We start from the raw sequence: 14,550 nt of genomic DNA, 5'->3' as shown, positions 1-14,550 counted from the left end.
ATAGTTAACTTTAATTTTATGTAGTTATAAATATTTTATGTAGTTATAAATATGTAGTTACAAAAAAGTACCCAATTGTGATGCATTTATAAAACTGATATAGTAATTATATGAAACCTCAGAAATATTTTAAAACTAAAATATATATTAACAACCTTAAACTAGTAAATCTCAACACATTTGTAACATTTATAAATTAAATAAAAGCATGTCTTAATAATTAATAAAAAGAAAGAGGAGATAAAATGTACAATATAGATGATATGATATATGACTGTCCAGTAGAGGCATTATCAAGCATATTAGGTAAAAAATGGGTAGCTATAATAATATGGGAGTTACAAAAAGATAAAAAAAGATTTGGAGAATTACAAAGAGCCATTCCAGAATGTAGTAAGAAAATGTTGACTCAACAATTAGATTTTTTAATTGAGCAAGGAATTATAATCAACAATAAAAAATCAATTAATAATATTGTAGAATCAACATATTTTTTAAGTGAGTCAGGGGTACTATTACTTCCTGTTATGGAAAAGATGATTATGTGGAGCAATAATAATTTAAATTGCGATAAGTAAGTTTTTAAATTACTTTTGAATTTACAGTGACTTAATTAGGCTATCGTGAGAATAAAAGTAAAAGCAATAAAAGGACACAATTTTTTATTGTAATAATGTAAATAGAATGAGGAGGAGCTTTAATTTGCAAAATATAAATTTATTTGTGGTATTTATAGAAGGGATATTATCGTTTTTTTCGCCATGTATATTACCAATACTACCTATTTATCTAAGTATACTGTCAAATAGTAGTGTGGAAAATTTAAAAGAAGGAAAAACGAATTTTATAAAAAGTTCTCTATTTAAAAATACTATCTTATTTACTCTAGGAATTTCAACAACCTTTTTTATATTAGGTTCATCAGTAAGAGTATTGAGTATGTTTTTTAATGAGAATAAAGACTTAATAATGTTTATAGGTGGGATTATAATTATTATCATGGGATTGTTTTATATGGGAATAATTAAGTCTTCAATACTAAATAGAGAAAAAAGATTAAATGTAAAGTTTAAAGAAATGAGAGCAATAACAGCATATTTACTTGGATTTACATTTAGTTTTGGGTGGACACCTTGTATTGGGCCAATATTAGCATCTGTATTAGTAATGGTTTCTAGTTCAACTAATCATTTGAATGCAAATCTTTTAATAGTAGTATATACCATTGGATTTATTTTGCCATTTATAATTACAGCTATGTTCTATAGTAAGTTGTTTAAGACTATAGATAAAATAAAATCTAATATGGAAATTATTAAAAAGATAGGTGGAGCTATACTTATAATATCAGGAATATTAATGATGATAAATGGGTTTGAAAGTGTGAGCAAGCATTTTAATGTTCCACAAAAAAATAAAGTTGAAAATAATCAAAGTGTGAATCAAGAAGATAATAAACAAGGAAATTCTAATGGCAATACACAAGAAGAGTCTGGTAACAGAGATAATAAAAAAGAATCTAATAATGAAAATAGTGATAACGGCTCTAATGATGAAGAGAGAATAAAATCTATTGATTTTACTTTAACTGACCAATATGGTAAAACACATAAATTAAGTGATTATGAAGGTAAGGTTGTGTTTTTAAATTTCTGGGCTACATGGTGTCCTCCATGTAAAGAGGAAATGCCTCATATAGAGCAGTTGTACAAGGATTATAAGAAAAATAATGAAGATGTAGTAATTTTAGGTGTAGCATCACCTAATTTAGGTAGAGAAGGTTCAAGAGAACATGTAATTAACTTTTTAAAAGATGAAGGCTATACTTTTCCCGTTGCACTTGATGAAGATGGAGAATTAGCATATCAATATGGAATTAATGCTTTTCCAACTACATTTATAATTGATAAAGAAGGATATGTAACACAGTACATTCCAGGAGCAATGAATAAAGAGACTATGATGTCTTTCATTGAAAATCAAAAAAATAAAAAGTATTAATATAGAAGGTTACAAAAAAGTATCTAATTGTACCACCTAGAAAATCTTGTTATAGTAAGAGTATAAATAACGAAGGAAAGGGTTGAAATTTATATGAAAAAAACATTTGATGCAATAATAATAGGATTTGGAAAAGGTGGAAAGACATTAGCAGGAGATTTAGCTAATAGAGGATTAAAGGTAGCTTTAGTAGAAAAGTCAAATAAAATGTATGGAGGAACATGTATAAATGTAGCATGTATCCCAACTAAAAGCTTAGAAAATTCAGCAAATAATGTAAAAAATATAAACTCTTGGAATGATGCACAAATCGAATATGCAAAAGCTATAGAAAAAAAAGAAACTTTGGTTACAAAGCTTAGAGAAGCTAACTATAATAAATTAAATTCAAATGATAATGTAACTATATTTACAGGAATGGCGACTTTTATTGATGAAAATACAGTAGAAGTAAAAACTGAAAATGAAGTTTATGAATTAGTATCAGAGAAGATATTTATCAATACTGGCTCAAAATCATTTATACCTAATATAGAAGGTATTGAAAACAATAAGATAGTATATAATAGTGAATCTCTTATGAATTTAAGAACCTTACCTAAAAAAATGACAATTATAGGTGCTGGGTTTATAGGTTTAGAATTTGCAGGCATCTATAGTTCCTTTGGAACAGAAGTTACAATATTAAATTCAAATAATGGGATTTTACCAAATGAAGATATTGAAGATTCAGAAGAAATAATAAAATTACTTGAAAAGAGAAATGTAAAAATTATAAATAATGCAAAGGTAAAAGAGATTAAGGAAGTTTCTAATTTAGCTACAGTAGAATATGATATAAATAGTGAATTAAAGGAAATAACAAGTGATATAATACTTGTTGCTACAGGTAGAAAAGCAAATACTGAAGGTTTAGGACTTGAAAATGCAGGCATAGAGTTAAATGAAAGAGGATTTATTAAAGTATCAGATAACCTTAAGACTAATAAAAAACACATATGGGCTATAGGAGATATAAATGGAGGTCCTCAATTTACTTATATATCACTAGATGACTATCGTATAATAATCAATCAATTATTTGGAAATAAGACTAGAACGACTAGTAATAGAAAAAATATACCAAATGCTATATTCATAAGTCCAGCATTTTCAAGAGTTGGTCTTAATGTTAAACAAGCAAAGGAAAAAGGATATGATGTATTAGTAGCAAAGATGCCAGTTGAGGCAATTCCAAGGGCTAAACAAATTGGAAAGACAGATGGATTTATAAAAATCGTAATAGATAAAAATTCCAATAAGATACTTGGTGCTAGCATGATATGTGAAGATTCTAGTGAGATTATACATTTAATTCAGTTAGCCGTAGATTTAGAAGTAGAATATACATATTTAAGAGACCGTGTTTATGCACATCCAACTATGACAGAGGCTCTTAATGATGTTTTATCTCCTAATATGATAAAGGAAGTATAGAATAAGTGTAATATATAAATAAAGCCTAAAATTATCATTATAAATAAATTTTAAAGAAAGGATACTATGAGAATTTACTAATAGTATCCTTTCTTTACATTATAAAGTATAAATATAGTAAAAAAGTAATTATTTTGTATTTAAGAGAGTATTAAAAGGTATAATCTAAATATTGAATAATATAAATGGATAAGATAATATTAGCAAACTTCATATTAAGGCGGTGAAATACTCTATGAATAAAATATCTAAAAGAGGCTTTGATGAGAGTGATAAACGATGGTTTTCAAGTAAAGAACTTGTAAGACTTGTAAAGGCTCAAGAAGAAATAGAATGGTTAATAAATAGAGATTATAAAATAGACCCAGTTGTAACTTTTGTGGGAGATAGATATCAGTTTTCAATAAGACAAAGAGATGCACTAAAGAGAGCAGTATGTACTGATGAAAAAAATAAAATAAGACAATCAAAGATACTTTCCTTAGATAAAATAAATGAAGGAATTATATACATAGATGGTTTTAATTTGATAATAGCTCTAGAAGTAGCATTATCTGGAGGAACTCTAGTCATAGGTAGAGATGGAAATATAAGAGATTTAGCAGGTCTTAGAGGAACATATAAAATTATAGATAAAACAGAAGAAGCTTTAAATCTAATAGGAAAGTTTTTTAATAAATATAAGGCTACAAAAATTAAATTTTACTTAGATGCACCAGTTTCTAATTCTGGAAATCTAAGATATAAGATATTAGAACATGCCAGGGTATGGAAAATTGAAACAGAAGTAGAGCTAGTAAAAAATGCAGATGTTATATTAGAAAAACTTGATAGAGTAGTTAGCAGTGATGCTGTTATAGTTGATAAATGTATAAGTTATTTTAATGTAGCTAGAAGTATAATTGAAGAATATATTAAAGATTGTAATATTGTAAATTTAAATGGATAATAACCTTTAATTATACAGAGTAAGTTTAAAAATAGAAGAACGAATATATATCGAATTTCATAAAGTATTGTAAAAAGACATATGAGAGGATGGGTATGTGTGAAGCTATTTAAAATAAACATTAAAAAATACAGAGCACCTATATATAAATATGCTTTAGTAAATGTAAATTTGAGGTCTGCGAAATCTACAAGTTCAAGTATTATAACTGTAATACCTAAAGGTTCTAAATTAGAGGTTCTAGATGAAGAAGATGATTGGATTAAAGTAATCTACAATTTTCAAGAAGGGTATGTATACAGAGATTTAATATCAGTAAGCGAATATGCTTGGAGTAATTTAAATTTAAGAGAAGATAAGTCTACAACTTCTACTATAATTACAGTAATTCCTGAAAAGTCTAGAGTCGAAGTTCTACAGGTAGAAGGGGACTGGAGTAAAGTTATATATGATGATAAAACAGGTTATGTTTTTAATTATTTCTTGTCAAGTGATGGAAATAAACCTAATGAATTAGATTATAAGTATTTTTACACTGATATGACTAAATTTGTTAATGAAAATAACATTAAAAGTACTAGTGACTATCTAATTACCACAGACCTTAAAAATAAATACACTTATATTTTTAAGAAAGATAATGGAGGTTGGGGTCAATTATATAAATGGGAATGTACTATAGGTAAACCTGAAACTCCAACTATAACAGGTATTTTTTATATAAGTGGGAGAAAACCTTCTTTTGGAACAGATGAGTATTCAGTTAAGTACGCTACTAGAATTAAAGGTGGGTATTATTATCATTCTGTGTTATATAATTCAACAGGAAGTTATATAATAGATGCTAGGCTTGGTGAAGCTCTTAGCCATGGATGTATAAGACTAAGTACAGAAAATGCTAAGTGGATATATGACAATATACCAGACACAACAACAGTTATAATTCATTAAAAATACTATTTATTAATTTTAAAGAGTTTGAAATTAAATTAAAAATATGGATTTAGTTTAGATAATAAGAGAGTGTCTATAATCAAATAAAAATATTTTGAGACACTCCCTTATAAATATACATAATTAATTTATAAGTGTGATTATATTAAGAGATTTTCTTAAATAATTCTATAATTTTGTCTTTATCAAAGAAAACAGGATTGGCTCCAGCACAAGCATCTTTCATAGAATTTTCAGCAAGCAACTCAAAATTAGGATTATCAACACCAACATCTTTTAAAGATTTTGGAATTCCTACCTCTTCTGAAAGAGCTTTTATTTTATCTATTACAAAATCAACACATTCCTTATCTGATTTGCCATGTATATTCATTCCAATGATCTCAGCTATTGGACGGAATTTAGAAGGTGCAGATTTAGCATTTTCTTCTTCAACTATTGGTAGCAACATAGCATTACATACTCCATGAGGTAAATCATATAAACCTCCTAATTGATGAGCCATAGCATGTACATTTCCAAGACCTGCATTACTAAAAGCAATTCCATTTAGAAAACAAGCATAACACATTTGTTCTCTAGCATCTATATCATTACCATCTTTAACAGCTCTAGGAAGATATTCAAATATCTGCTTTATAGAATATAGCGCAGTTGAATCTGTAACATCATAAGCTCCATTAGCCACTACAGCTTCTATAGCATGAGTCAGTGCATCCATACCAGTAGCTGCTGTCAAATTAGCTGGCTTACTAATCATTAATTCTGGGTCATTAACTGTCATTGTAGCTAGTGCATTTGTATCAACCATTATCATTTTTACATGCCTATCTTCATCCGTTATAACATAATTTATTGTAACTTCAGCTGATGTACCAGCAGTAGTAGTTATAGCAACTATAGGAAGACATTTTTTAGAAGTTTTATTTACACCTTCATAATCTCTAATGTCACCGCCATTGGTAGCTAATATAGAAATAGCTTTACCACAATCTTGTGGAGAACCACCACCTATAGTTATAACGAAGTCGCAATTTTCTGATTTTAGTATTTCAAGTCCATTATTGACATTAGTCACAGTTGGGTTTGGTTTAACTTCATCATAAATAGCAAAGTTCACACCTATTTGAGACAACATATCTGTTACTTTTTTTACAGTACCATTTGAAGTTAGAAATTTATCGCTAACGATAAATGCTTTTTTAGTGCCTAAGGATTTAATTGAGTCTTTAGATTCAATAAGACACCCTTTTCCAAGTAAGTTTATTGGTGGTACATAATAGATACTCATAGTTAAAATCTCCTTTTTTGAATTAATTTTTATGTACAATATACATACCTACAATAGTCTTATACTAATTCACATATTAGATATTGGTTTTTGAGGTTAAAATATATATCGTGAGTTTTTATATAAGAACTAAGTTCGTAATTACGATTATGATTAGAATTTAACATAGTATTTTTATCATGTCAATAAAAATATTAAAAATAAAAAAGAGCATAAAAAAACAAAGTTGCTGTAATTAAGTCAGCAACTTTGTTTTTATCAATCTAATTTATTATAATATCTTCATTACGTTCTTCCATCATAGATTGAATATTTTTTTGTGCATTTAGAAGTAATTTTTTTATCAGTTCTATTTTTTCTTCACTAGACCTAAAAAGTGGAAGTGTTACGCTAACAGCGGCCCTTATACATCCGTTTTTTCTTATTGGTACAGCAAGGCATTTTAGGTATTCCATTGATTCTTCACATTCTGAAGCTATTTGAGTTTCACGAACTTCAAGAAGCTGGTCATATAAAATATCAAAGTCAGTAATTGATTTTTTTGTAAATCCTTTTAATCCGTCTGGATATAAATTTATTAGTTTTTCCTTATCAAAATCACATAAAAGTGCTTTACCAAGACCTGTACAATTAGCAGGTATCTTTTTACCAACATAAGAAATAAGTCTAATTGGCTCTGGAGAGTCAACTTTTCCAATATAAAGAACTTCGTTATTGTCGAGTATACCAAGTTGACAAGTTTCAGAACAAGAATTAACTATATTAGTCATTTCATCAATTATGTAGTTAAAAATAGTTCTTTTCTCAAAAAACGAAGACCCCAATGTGTAAGAACGTATACCTATGGAATATTTAGACGTATTTTTATCAATAGTAATGTATTTTCTAGCATTAAGTGTATGAACTATAGGAAAGATACTACTTTTTGGAGCATTGATAGCATCTGCTATTTCTGTAAGAGTATATCCATTCTCAGATTCAGCTAATGCTTCTAAAATATCTAATATCCTAGCTGTTGGGCGATGATTATCTGAAGTCATAAATTTCCCCCTATCTTTGTTAATTTAAAGTGTTAGAATATGTTGATTTTAGCATACTGTGTGATAATTTACAATGTAGAAATAAAATATATGACAGTATGTGCAAATAAGCTTTAATTATAAATATTTATAGATGATTTTTTTGATGAAAATTCATACTAAAAACTTGAAATAATTTCCAAAATATACCTGAGAAAGTGAACTGTATTTAGCTATATAATTTAAGATAAGACAATAATAATCGTATTTTATATAAAAATATCGAAATATTGTGAATTTAGATTATATAAATTGGGATATATAGATGTGAAATGAGAAAAATTACTTTTTATATTTTGCATATAATGAAGATAATTGCTAACTATTGCTATATTATCAGATAATTTGAAAAAATTTTGACAAAAATTTATTTTTTTTATTGACTCATAATTGGGAAAATGCTATCATTAATTCAAAGATTCGTAAATAAAAACTTAGTTCTTAAATACGAACCGAAACGGCCGTTAAAATTAAAGCTAAAAAATTTAATACAAGTAATTAAATATCATGTTTTAGGAGGAGTAACTTTATGATAATGGATTTTATTAAAAAAATTCCTGCAGGTATGATGATAGTTCCAATGTTTATAGCAGCTTTCATTAATACATTTTGCCCAGATATTGTACAAATAGGTTCATTTACAACAGCAGTATTCTCAAGTGTTGGCTCTGCAACTATAATAGGGGTTCAACTAGTATGTCTTGGAACTCAGCTTCAATTTAAAGAAATGCCAAAAGTATTAAAAAGAGGAGGAATACTTCTTGGTTCTAAATTTGCTATAGGTGCTTTAATAGGCATACTTATAGGAAAATTATTTGGAATGGATGGAGTATTAGGTCTTACAACTTTGGCAGTTATAAGTGCAGTTACAAATAGTAATGGTAGTATATATCTTTCATTAATGACTTCATATGGAGATGAAACAGATTGTGCAACTATGAGTTTACTTACTTTGAATGATGGTCCATTTTTTACATTGATAGCTCTTGGGACTTCAGGACTTGCAAATGTTCCATTAATGTCATTATTAGCTGCAATCGTACCAATACTTGTTGGTATGATAATAGGTAATTTTGACAAAAAGATGAAAGAATTTTTAGAACCAGGATGTAATTTATTAGTACCCTTTGTAGGTTTTGCACTTGGAAGTAGCATAAATCTTGCAAGTATATTAAAAGGAGGACTATCTGGAGTATTACTTGGATTAATATCTGTGTTTGTAGGAGGTATATTTATAGTATTCTGTGATAGATTTATAGGTAAACGTCCAGGGTATGCAGGATGGGCTGTAGCTACAACTGCAGGGAATGCAATTGCTGTTCCTGCTGCTGTTGCATTAGTTGACCCAACATGGCAACCATATGTTGCAACAGCTACAACTCAAGTAGCAGCTGCAGTAGTTGTTACTGCAATATTAGTTCCTCTTATAACTAGCTGGTGGGCGAAGAAATATGGATGTCCTAAATTCCCAAAACAAAAAGATGATGGGACAATAGTAGCCTGATGAATACAGATATATAATTACTAAGATGATTTTGTATATTAATAAAATTATATTATTTATAAAGGAGAATAAAGATAATGATAAATGCAGTGATAATTGATGAAAAAGATAATGTTGCAGTGGCTATTGAGGCAATATCTAAGAATAGTGAAATTAATTTTAAATTAAAAGATAAAACGATAAAGACAATAACAGCTTTAGATGATATAACTATTTATCATAAATTGGCTATAAAGGATATGTCTGAGGGAGATAAAGTTACTAAATATGGAGAACACATAGGAGAAGCTAATCAAGAAATAAAAATTGGTCAACATGTACATACTCACAATGTTAAAAGTGTTAGAGAAGATTTAGATAAACAAATTGTATCGAACATATAAAGTAACATTTATAATTCAATAAAAGTCATATTTAGTATTAAATGATTAAACAAGTAGGATTATAGTTATCTAATTAGCAATAAGAATAAAATTTATAGTACAAGAAAATCAAATAAAGTATGATAAATAGACTATTTTAGGAGGAAATCAATATGAAATTTTATGGATATAAAAGACCAGATGGAAGAGTTGGCATAAGAAATCACATATTAATATTACCTACAAGTGTGTGTGCATCAGATACAACGAGAATTATAGCCTCACAAGTTCAAGGAGCTGTTACTTTTAATAATCAAAATGGCTGTTCTCAAGTAAGTTCAGACCAACAATTAACTATGGATGTTATGGCTGGATATGCAGCAAATCCTAATGTATATGGTGTGATAGTTGTGTCTTTAGGTTGTGAAAATTGTCAAAATGACTTGGTAGTTGATGCAATAAAAGAGAGAACAAATAAACCAATAAAGACTCTTGTAATACAAGAAGAGCATGGAACTTTAAAAACTATAGAAAAAGCTGTTCGTTATGCTAGAGAAATGGCACAAGAAGCTTCTATACTTAGAAAAGAAGAATTCCCAATATCTGAACTTATATTAGGGACTGAATGTGGGGGGTCTGACCCAACAAGTGGGCTAGCTGCTAATCCGCTAATAGGAGAATTAAGTGATAGACTTGTTGATTTAGGGTCTACTTCAATTTTAAGTGAAACTACTGAATTTATAGGAGCAGAACATATATTAGCTAGAAGAGCAGTAAATGAAGAAGTAAAAGAAAAAATACTACATATAGTACATAGATATGAAAATTCATTAAAATTAGTTGGAGAAGAAGTTAGAGAAGGAAATCCATCTCCTGGAAATATAGCTGGTGGACTTACAAGTTTGGAAGAAAAATCACTAGGCTGTATACACAAAGGTGGGCACAGAGTAATAAGTGAAGTATATGATTATGCAAAGCAAATTGATAAGAAGGGTCTTGTAATAATGGATACACCAGGAAATGATGCCTCATCTGTTGCGGGTATGGTTGCAGGAGGAGCTCAAGTAGTAGTATTTAGTACAGGGAGAGGGACTCCATCAGGAAATCCAATAGCTCCAGTAATAAAAATAACTGGAAATAAAATAACTTTTGCAAATATGGAAGATAATATGGATTTTGATGCTAGTCCAGTTATATATGGACCACAGACAATGGAAGAATTGACAGATGATTTATTAAATCTAGTTGTAGATGTAGCAAATGGTAAGCAATCAAAAGCAGAATCACTTGGATATACTGAAATGGCAATAGCTAGAGTATGTAATTATGTATAAAATATAAGACTTAAAAAAGTATGCACTTAGAATTTTACTAAAGGGTGATAGTATGAAGTTTGTTAGTTTTAGTAGTATAGAAGATACATCTAAAAAGGTAGGAATTCTCTCAAAGGATGAATTGTTTGTTATTGATGTCAATTCCATAAGTCTTAGCAAATTTTTTATAGATGTAAATGATTTAATTCAAGGTATATCTCAGGATGATATTATTAAGTTAAAAAATATTATAAGTGAAGAATCATTTAATGACTATAATGTTTTTAAAAAAGAGGAGTGCACTATACATGTTCCTATAGAAAAGCCAATACACGATATTTTATGTGTAGGAGTAAACTATAAAGAACATCTTGAAGAAACTCAAACTCATTTTGATAGTAGCTTTGAAGAACCTGAGAAAACAGTCTATTTTACAAAACGTGTGACAAAGGCGATAGGTCCAGAAGATGAGATAGATGCTCACTTTGATATAAATAATCAGTTGGATTATGAGGTTGAACTTGGAGTAGTAATAGGTAAAACAGGTGTTAATATAGAAAAAGAAGATGTAGAAGATTATATCTTTGGTTACACTGTGATAAATGATATTTCTGCTAGAAAGTTGCAAAAAGAACATGTTCAATGGTTTAGGGGAAAGGGATTAGATACATTTACATCTTTAGGGCCATGTATCTTACATAAAAGTGCAGTTTCTTTTCCAGTAAAACTTAATGTATATAGTAGAGTAAATGATGAAGAAAGACAAAATTCTAATACAGAGTTATTCATATCAGATATCTCAGATATAATTTCAGAACTTTCAAAAGGGATGACTTTAGAGGCAGGGGATATTATAGCAACTGGAACACCCTCTGGAGTAGGGATGGGCTTTTCTCCTCCTCTATATATGAATAGTGGAGATGTAATTGAATGTGAGATTGAAAGTATTGGAATATTGAAAAATTATGTTAAGTAAATGTTTTATTATATATAATCTTAAAACATAGGCTATAAGCATATTAAATGAACATATCAAAATAAATTTTAGGAGTTTAAATTATGAAAGCAGAATTTTTGACACCAGTTGTTACAATATTTGATGAAGACGGAAATTTAGATAGAGAAGGAAACAAAAAAGTATATGATTACCTTATAGATGGGGGAGTAGATGGTCTAGTTATAATGGGAAGTACTGGAGAGTTCTTTAATATGTCTATGGATATGCAAAAAGAACTTATAGATTTAGTGGTTAATCATGTCGATAAGAGGGTTAAAGTGTTTATAGGTACAAGTCGTATGTGTGCAGATGAGTCTATAGAACTTTCAAATTATGCACATAATAGTGGAGCAGATGGAGTTATGATAATAAGTCCTTATTATTTCTCGCTTGATGATGATAGTATTGAACTTTTTTATAGTAAGATAGCTGAGAACACAGATGCTGAAATATACCTATATAATTATCCAGATAGAACTGGTTATGATTTAAGTCCAGAACTTACATTAAAGCTTGCAAGAAAGCATGAAAACATAGTTGGATATAAAGATACAGTAACTTTAATGGGACATACTAGAGATTTAATAAATACTATGAAAACAGAGTTCCCAAACTTTAAGATATACAGTGGATATGATGAAAATTTTATACACAACTTAATGTCTGGAGGAGCAGGATGTATAGGAGGATTATCAAATCTAATTCCAGAAGTATGTTCTAAATGGGCTGAAGCTTATAATAATAAGGATATGGATAAAGTTATCGAAATTCAAAAATATATTAATAAAGCAATGGATTTTTATTTAATAACAAATCCATTTATACCAGCAATGAAGAAAGCTATGAATATTAGAGGATTAGAAATAAGTGACTACGTAACTGCTCCATTTATAAAACCAGATGAAAATCAAGTATGTAAAATTAAAACTTTGATGGATGAATTAAATATAAACTAAGAAGATAAAGAGGGTTTTAGATTGATTTTTATAGTCATTTTAAGCCCTCTTTTTGAGTGGATATATTAAATCAACCTTGCAAAGTAATTAACAATAAACTACAATTATCTTAATGAAAAATTAAATGTAAATAATACTAGGGTACTATTTTAGTTTAATAGGGAAAGTGATGTAAATTCACTACAGCCCCCGCTACTGTATACGGATACGAAATCAAATCCACTGAGATTCATAGTAATTTTGGGAAGGTTGATGGAGGACAGGCCGTGAGTCAGGAGACCTGCCCAGTATTACATAAATACAATTTAGGGTGGAGATTGTAGTTTATAATAAAATGAGATATCAATTCATTTTTTATAAAATTGATATAGAAGCTTCTCCTTGCTAGTTTAGGAGAGGTTTTTTATTTTGCTAAAAAGCTATATTTATAAAATTAATTTTAGTAAAATATTTTTTTAAAATATGTGTAGCCACTCATAAAAAATAAAATAATGGAGTGAAAGTGATGAAATTCAAGTCAAATGTTTTAAAGCAGTTTTTTTTAGTTGTAATGGTAATTTTTTTGGCAGGAGGTATTGTAGGTTGTAGCAAAAAAGACAAAACTAATGAACAAGTTAGTAATGGGAAAAAATTAGAATTAAAATATGCAAGTGGATTTAGTGTTGAGAATTTAGAAGATGGAATTAAAAAGGTTGTTGATGGAGATAATAGAGAACTAATTTTGATTCCTAAAAAGATAAAAATACCTGAAAAATACAAGAATGCAAATATAGTTAGAACACCTGTGGATAATGTATTGATAGCATCTACAACACAAGCTTGTTCTTTAAGGACAATAGGTGAGTTAGATAGTATAAAAGCAGTAACAACAGAAGAACAATATTGGACTATCAAAGAAATTAAAAATTTAATGAAGGATGGGAAGATACATTATGTTGGTTCAAATTTAGCACCAGATTATGAAAAAATAGTAGACTTAAATCCTGACTTGACTATAGTGAGTAGTGGTTTATCAGAAGCGGATACAAAACTTATAGATAAATTAGAAGAATTAGGACTTAACTATGTTGTAGATAATGAATATAAGGAACAAAATCCATTTGGAAGAATGGAGTGGACAAGCTTGATAGCTGCATTTTATGATAAAGAGGATATAGCTACTAGTGAATTAGATAAAACAGTACAAAAAATAGAAGAGGTTAGTAAAAAAATAAAAAACAAAAGTAAACCTAAAGTTGTATGGGCATCTGTATATGAAGGTAATGCTTATATAGCACCTAAAAATTCATATGTAGATAATATGATAAACATGGCAGGTGGAATAAATGCTTGTGCTTCAATCGATTCAAATGAAGGGCGAGTAAGTATTGAGCAATTACATGAAGTGGCAAAAGATGCAGATATATTTGTATATTCATCAAGTTCAGATTATGCACCAAATTTAGAGTCTATAAAATCTAGTGCACCAGTGTTATCTGATTTAGATGTTGTCAAAAATGGAAATTTATGGGTGTTTGCTCCGGATTATTATCAATCAGTGGATAAGACAGATGAATTAATAGTGGATTTAGTTGAAATATTTCACCCAGGTACTACAGGTGAAAAGATTAAGCATTATATAAATTATGATAAATAATAAATAAGATTAAATTAACAAGAAAACTTTAT

13 protein-coding genes and 1 riboswitch are annotated in these 14,550 nt (G+C 28.6%); of the genes, 11 read left to right on the top strand and 2 right to left on the bottom strand.

Going from position 1 to position 14,550, the window contains the following annotated elements:
• Positions 1-245 precede the first annotated feature (245 nt).
• The 5 genes from IC175_RS05090 to IC175_RS05070 all read left to right on the top strand — a co-directional run bounded on the left by IC175_RS05090 (position 246) and on the right by IC175_RS05070 (position 5,377).
• Positions 246-578 carry a winged helix-turn-helix transcriptional regulator gene (locus tag IC175_RS05090; RefSeq protein WP_227433914.1) on the top strand — a complete coding sequence of 111 codons (333 nt, stop codon included), beginning with the start codon at positions 246-248 and terminating at the stop codon, positions 576-578.
• Positions 579-702: 124 nt separating this feature from the next.
• Complete coding sequence (locus IC175_RS05085) at positions 703-2,001, top strand: cytochrome c biogenesis protein/redoxin (protein ID WP_227433915.1); 1,299 nt, start codon at positions 703-705, stop codon at positions 1,999-2,001.
• 93 nt (positions 2,002-2,094) lie between these two features.
• Positions 2,095-3,477: an FAD-dependent oxidoreductase gene (locus tag IC175_RS05080; RefSeq protein WP_227851204.1), complete on the top strand. Its 1,383-nt coding sequence runs from the start codon at positions 2,095-2,097 to the stop codon at positions 3,475-3,477.
• A gap of 235 nt (positions 3,478-3,712) precedes the next feature.
• Positions 3,713-4,426, top strand: a complete 714-nt coding sequence (locus IC175_RS05075) for a DUF434 domain-containing protein (RefSeq protein WP_227433917.1) — start codon at positions 3,713-3,715, stop codon at positions 4,424-4,426.
• Positions 4,427-4,507: 81 nt separating this feature from the next.
• Complete coding sequence (locus tag IC175_RS05070; protein ID WP_227433918.1) at positions 4,508-5,377, top strand: L,D-transpeptidase family protein; 870 nt, start codon at positions 4,508-4,510, stop codon at positions 5,375-5,377.
• A gap of 148 nt (positions 5,378-5,525) precedes the next feature.
• On the opposite strand, the gene IC175_RS05065 is transcribed toward IC175_RS05070, so the two are convergent.
• Both IC175_RS05065 and IC175_RS05060 read right to left on the bottom strand, forming a co-directional pair.
• Positions 5,526-6,671: an iron-containing alcohol dehydrogenase gene (locus IC175_RS05065; protein WP_227433919.1), complete on the bottom strand. Its 1,146-nt coding sequence runs from the start codon at positions 6,669-6,671 to the stop codon at positions 5,526-5,528.
• A 263-nt stretch (positions 6,672-6,934) separates the two neighbouring features.
• Positions 6,935-7,711 carry an IclR family transcriptional regulator gene (locus IC175_RS05060; protein ID WP_227433920.1) on the bottom strand — a complete coding sequence of 259 codons (777 nt, stop codon included), beginning with the start codon at positions 7,709-7,711 and terminating at the stop codon, positions 6,935-6,937.
• A 568-nt stretch (positions 7,712-8,279) separates the two neighbouring features.
• Here IC175_RS05060 and IC175_RS05055 point away from each other — a divergent pair.
• The 6 genes from IC175_RS05055 to IC175_RS05030 all read left to right on the top strand — a co-directional run bounded on the left by IC175_RS05055 (position 8,280) and on the right by IC175_RS05030 (position 14,518).
• The gene (locus tag IC175_RS05055) at positions 8,280-9,254 is read left to right on the top strand and encodes a 2-keto-3-deoxygluconate permease (RefSeq protein WP_227482003.1); all 975 of its coding nucleotides are present in this window, start codon (positions 8,280-8,282) and stop codon (positions 9,252-9,254) included.
• Between the two features lie 77 nt (positions 9,255-9,331).
• A complete protein-coding gene (locus IC175_RS05050) occupies positions 9,332-9,637 on the top strand; it encodes a UxaA family hydrolase (protein WP_227851203.1) in 306 nt (101 codons plus the stop codon).
• A 152-nt stretch (positions 9,638-9,789) separates the two neighbouring features.
• The gene (locus IC175_RS05045; RefSeq protein ID WP_227433923.1) at positions 9,790-10,950 is read left to right on the top strand and encodes a UxaA family hydrolase; all 1,161 of its coding nucleotides are present in this window, start codon (positions 9,790-9,792) and stop codon (positions 10,948-10,950) included.
• 52 nt (positions 10,951-11,002) lie between these two features.
• Positions 11,003-11,905 carry a fumarylacetoacetate hydrolase family protein gene (locus tag IC175_RS05040; RefSeq protein WP_227433924.1) on the top strand — a complete coding sequence of 301 codons (903 nt, stop codon included), beginning with the start codon at positions 11,003-11,005 and terminating at the stop codon, positions 11,903-11,905.
• 83 nt (positions 11,906-11,988) lie between these two features.
• A complete protein-coding gene (locus tag IC175_RS05035; protein ID WP_227830910.1) occupies positions 11,989-12,882 on the top strand; it encodes a dihydrodipicolinate synthase family protein in 894 nt (297 codons plus the stop codon).
• A 122-nt stretch (positions 12,883-13,004) separates the two neighbouring features.
• Positions 13,005-13,185, top strand: a riboswitch (cobalamin riboswitch).
• 202 nt (positions 13,186-13,387) lie between these two features.
• Positions 13,388-14,518 (top strand): ABC transporter substrate-binding protein, encoded by a 1,131-nt coding sequence (locus tag IC175_RS05030; RefSeq protein ID WP_227851202.1) that lies wholly within the window; start codon positions 13,388-13,390, stop codon positions 14,516-14,518.
• Positions 14,519-14,550 lie beyond the last annotated feature (32 nt).

It is taken from the genome of Clostridioides sp. ES-S-0123-01 (assembly GCF_020658415.1).
Classification (GTDB): domain Bacteria; phylum Bacillota; class Clostridia; order Peptostreptococcales; family Peptostreptococcaceae; genus Clostridioides.
Note: the sequence above shows the minus strand (reverse complement) of the source record. Positions and strands in the feature narration are given on the sequence as shown.

Excerpts from the sequence above, each read along its gene's own strand:
- IC175_RS05075 (WP_227433917.1), top strand. The coding sequence starts at position 3,713 with ATGAATAAAATATCTAAAAGAGGCTTTGATGAGAGTGATAAACGATGG.
- IC175_RS05060 (WP_227433920.1), bottom strand. The coding sequence starts at position 7,711 with ATGACTTCAGATAATCATCGCCCAACAGCTAGGATATTAGATATTTTA.
- IC175_RS05040 (WP_227433924.1), top strand. The coding sequence starts at position 11,003 with ATGAAGTTTGTTAGTTTTAGTAGTATAGAAGATACATCTAAAAAGGTA.
- IC175_RS05050 (WP_227851203.1), top strand. The coding sequence starts at position 9,332 with ATGATAAATGCAGTGATAATTGATGAAAAAGATAATGTTGCAGTGGCT.
- IC175_RS05045 (WP_227433923.1), top strand. The coding sequence starts at position 9,790 with ATGAAATTTTATGGATATAAAAGACCAGATGGAAGAGTTGGCATAAGA.
- IC175_RS05090 (WP_227433914.1), top strand. The coding sequence starts at position 246 with ATGTACAATATAGATGATATGATATATGACTGTCCAGTAGAGGCATTA.
- IC175_RS05030 (WP_227851202.1), top strand. The coding sequence starts at position 13,388 with ATGAAATTCAAGTCAAATGTTTTAAAGCAGTTTTTTTTAGTTGTAATG.
- IC175_RS05080 (WP_227851204.1), top strand. The coding sequence starts at position 2,095 with ATGAAAAAAACATTTGATGCAATAATAATAGGATTTGGAAAAGGTGGA.
- IC175_RS05055 (WP_227482003.1), top strand. The coding sequence starts at position 8,280 with ATGATAATGGATTTTATTAAAAAAATTCCTGCAGGTATGATGATAGTT.
- IC175_RS05035 (WP_227830910.1), top strand. The coding sequence starts at position 11,989 with ATGAAAGCAGAATTTTTGACACCAGTTGTTACAATATTTGATGAAGAC.
- IC175_RS05070 (WP_227433918.1), top strand. The coding sequence starts at position 4,508 with ATGAGAGGATGGGTATGTGTGAAGCTATTTAAAATAAACATTAAAAAA.
- IC175_RS05065 (WP_227433919.1), bottom strand. The coding sequence starts at position 6,671 with ATGAGTATCTATTATGTACCACCAATAAACTTACTTGGAAAAGGGTGT.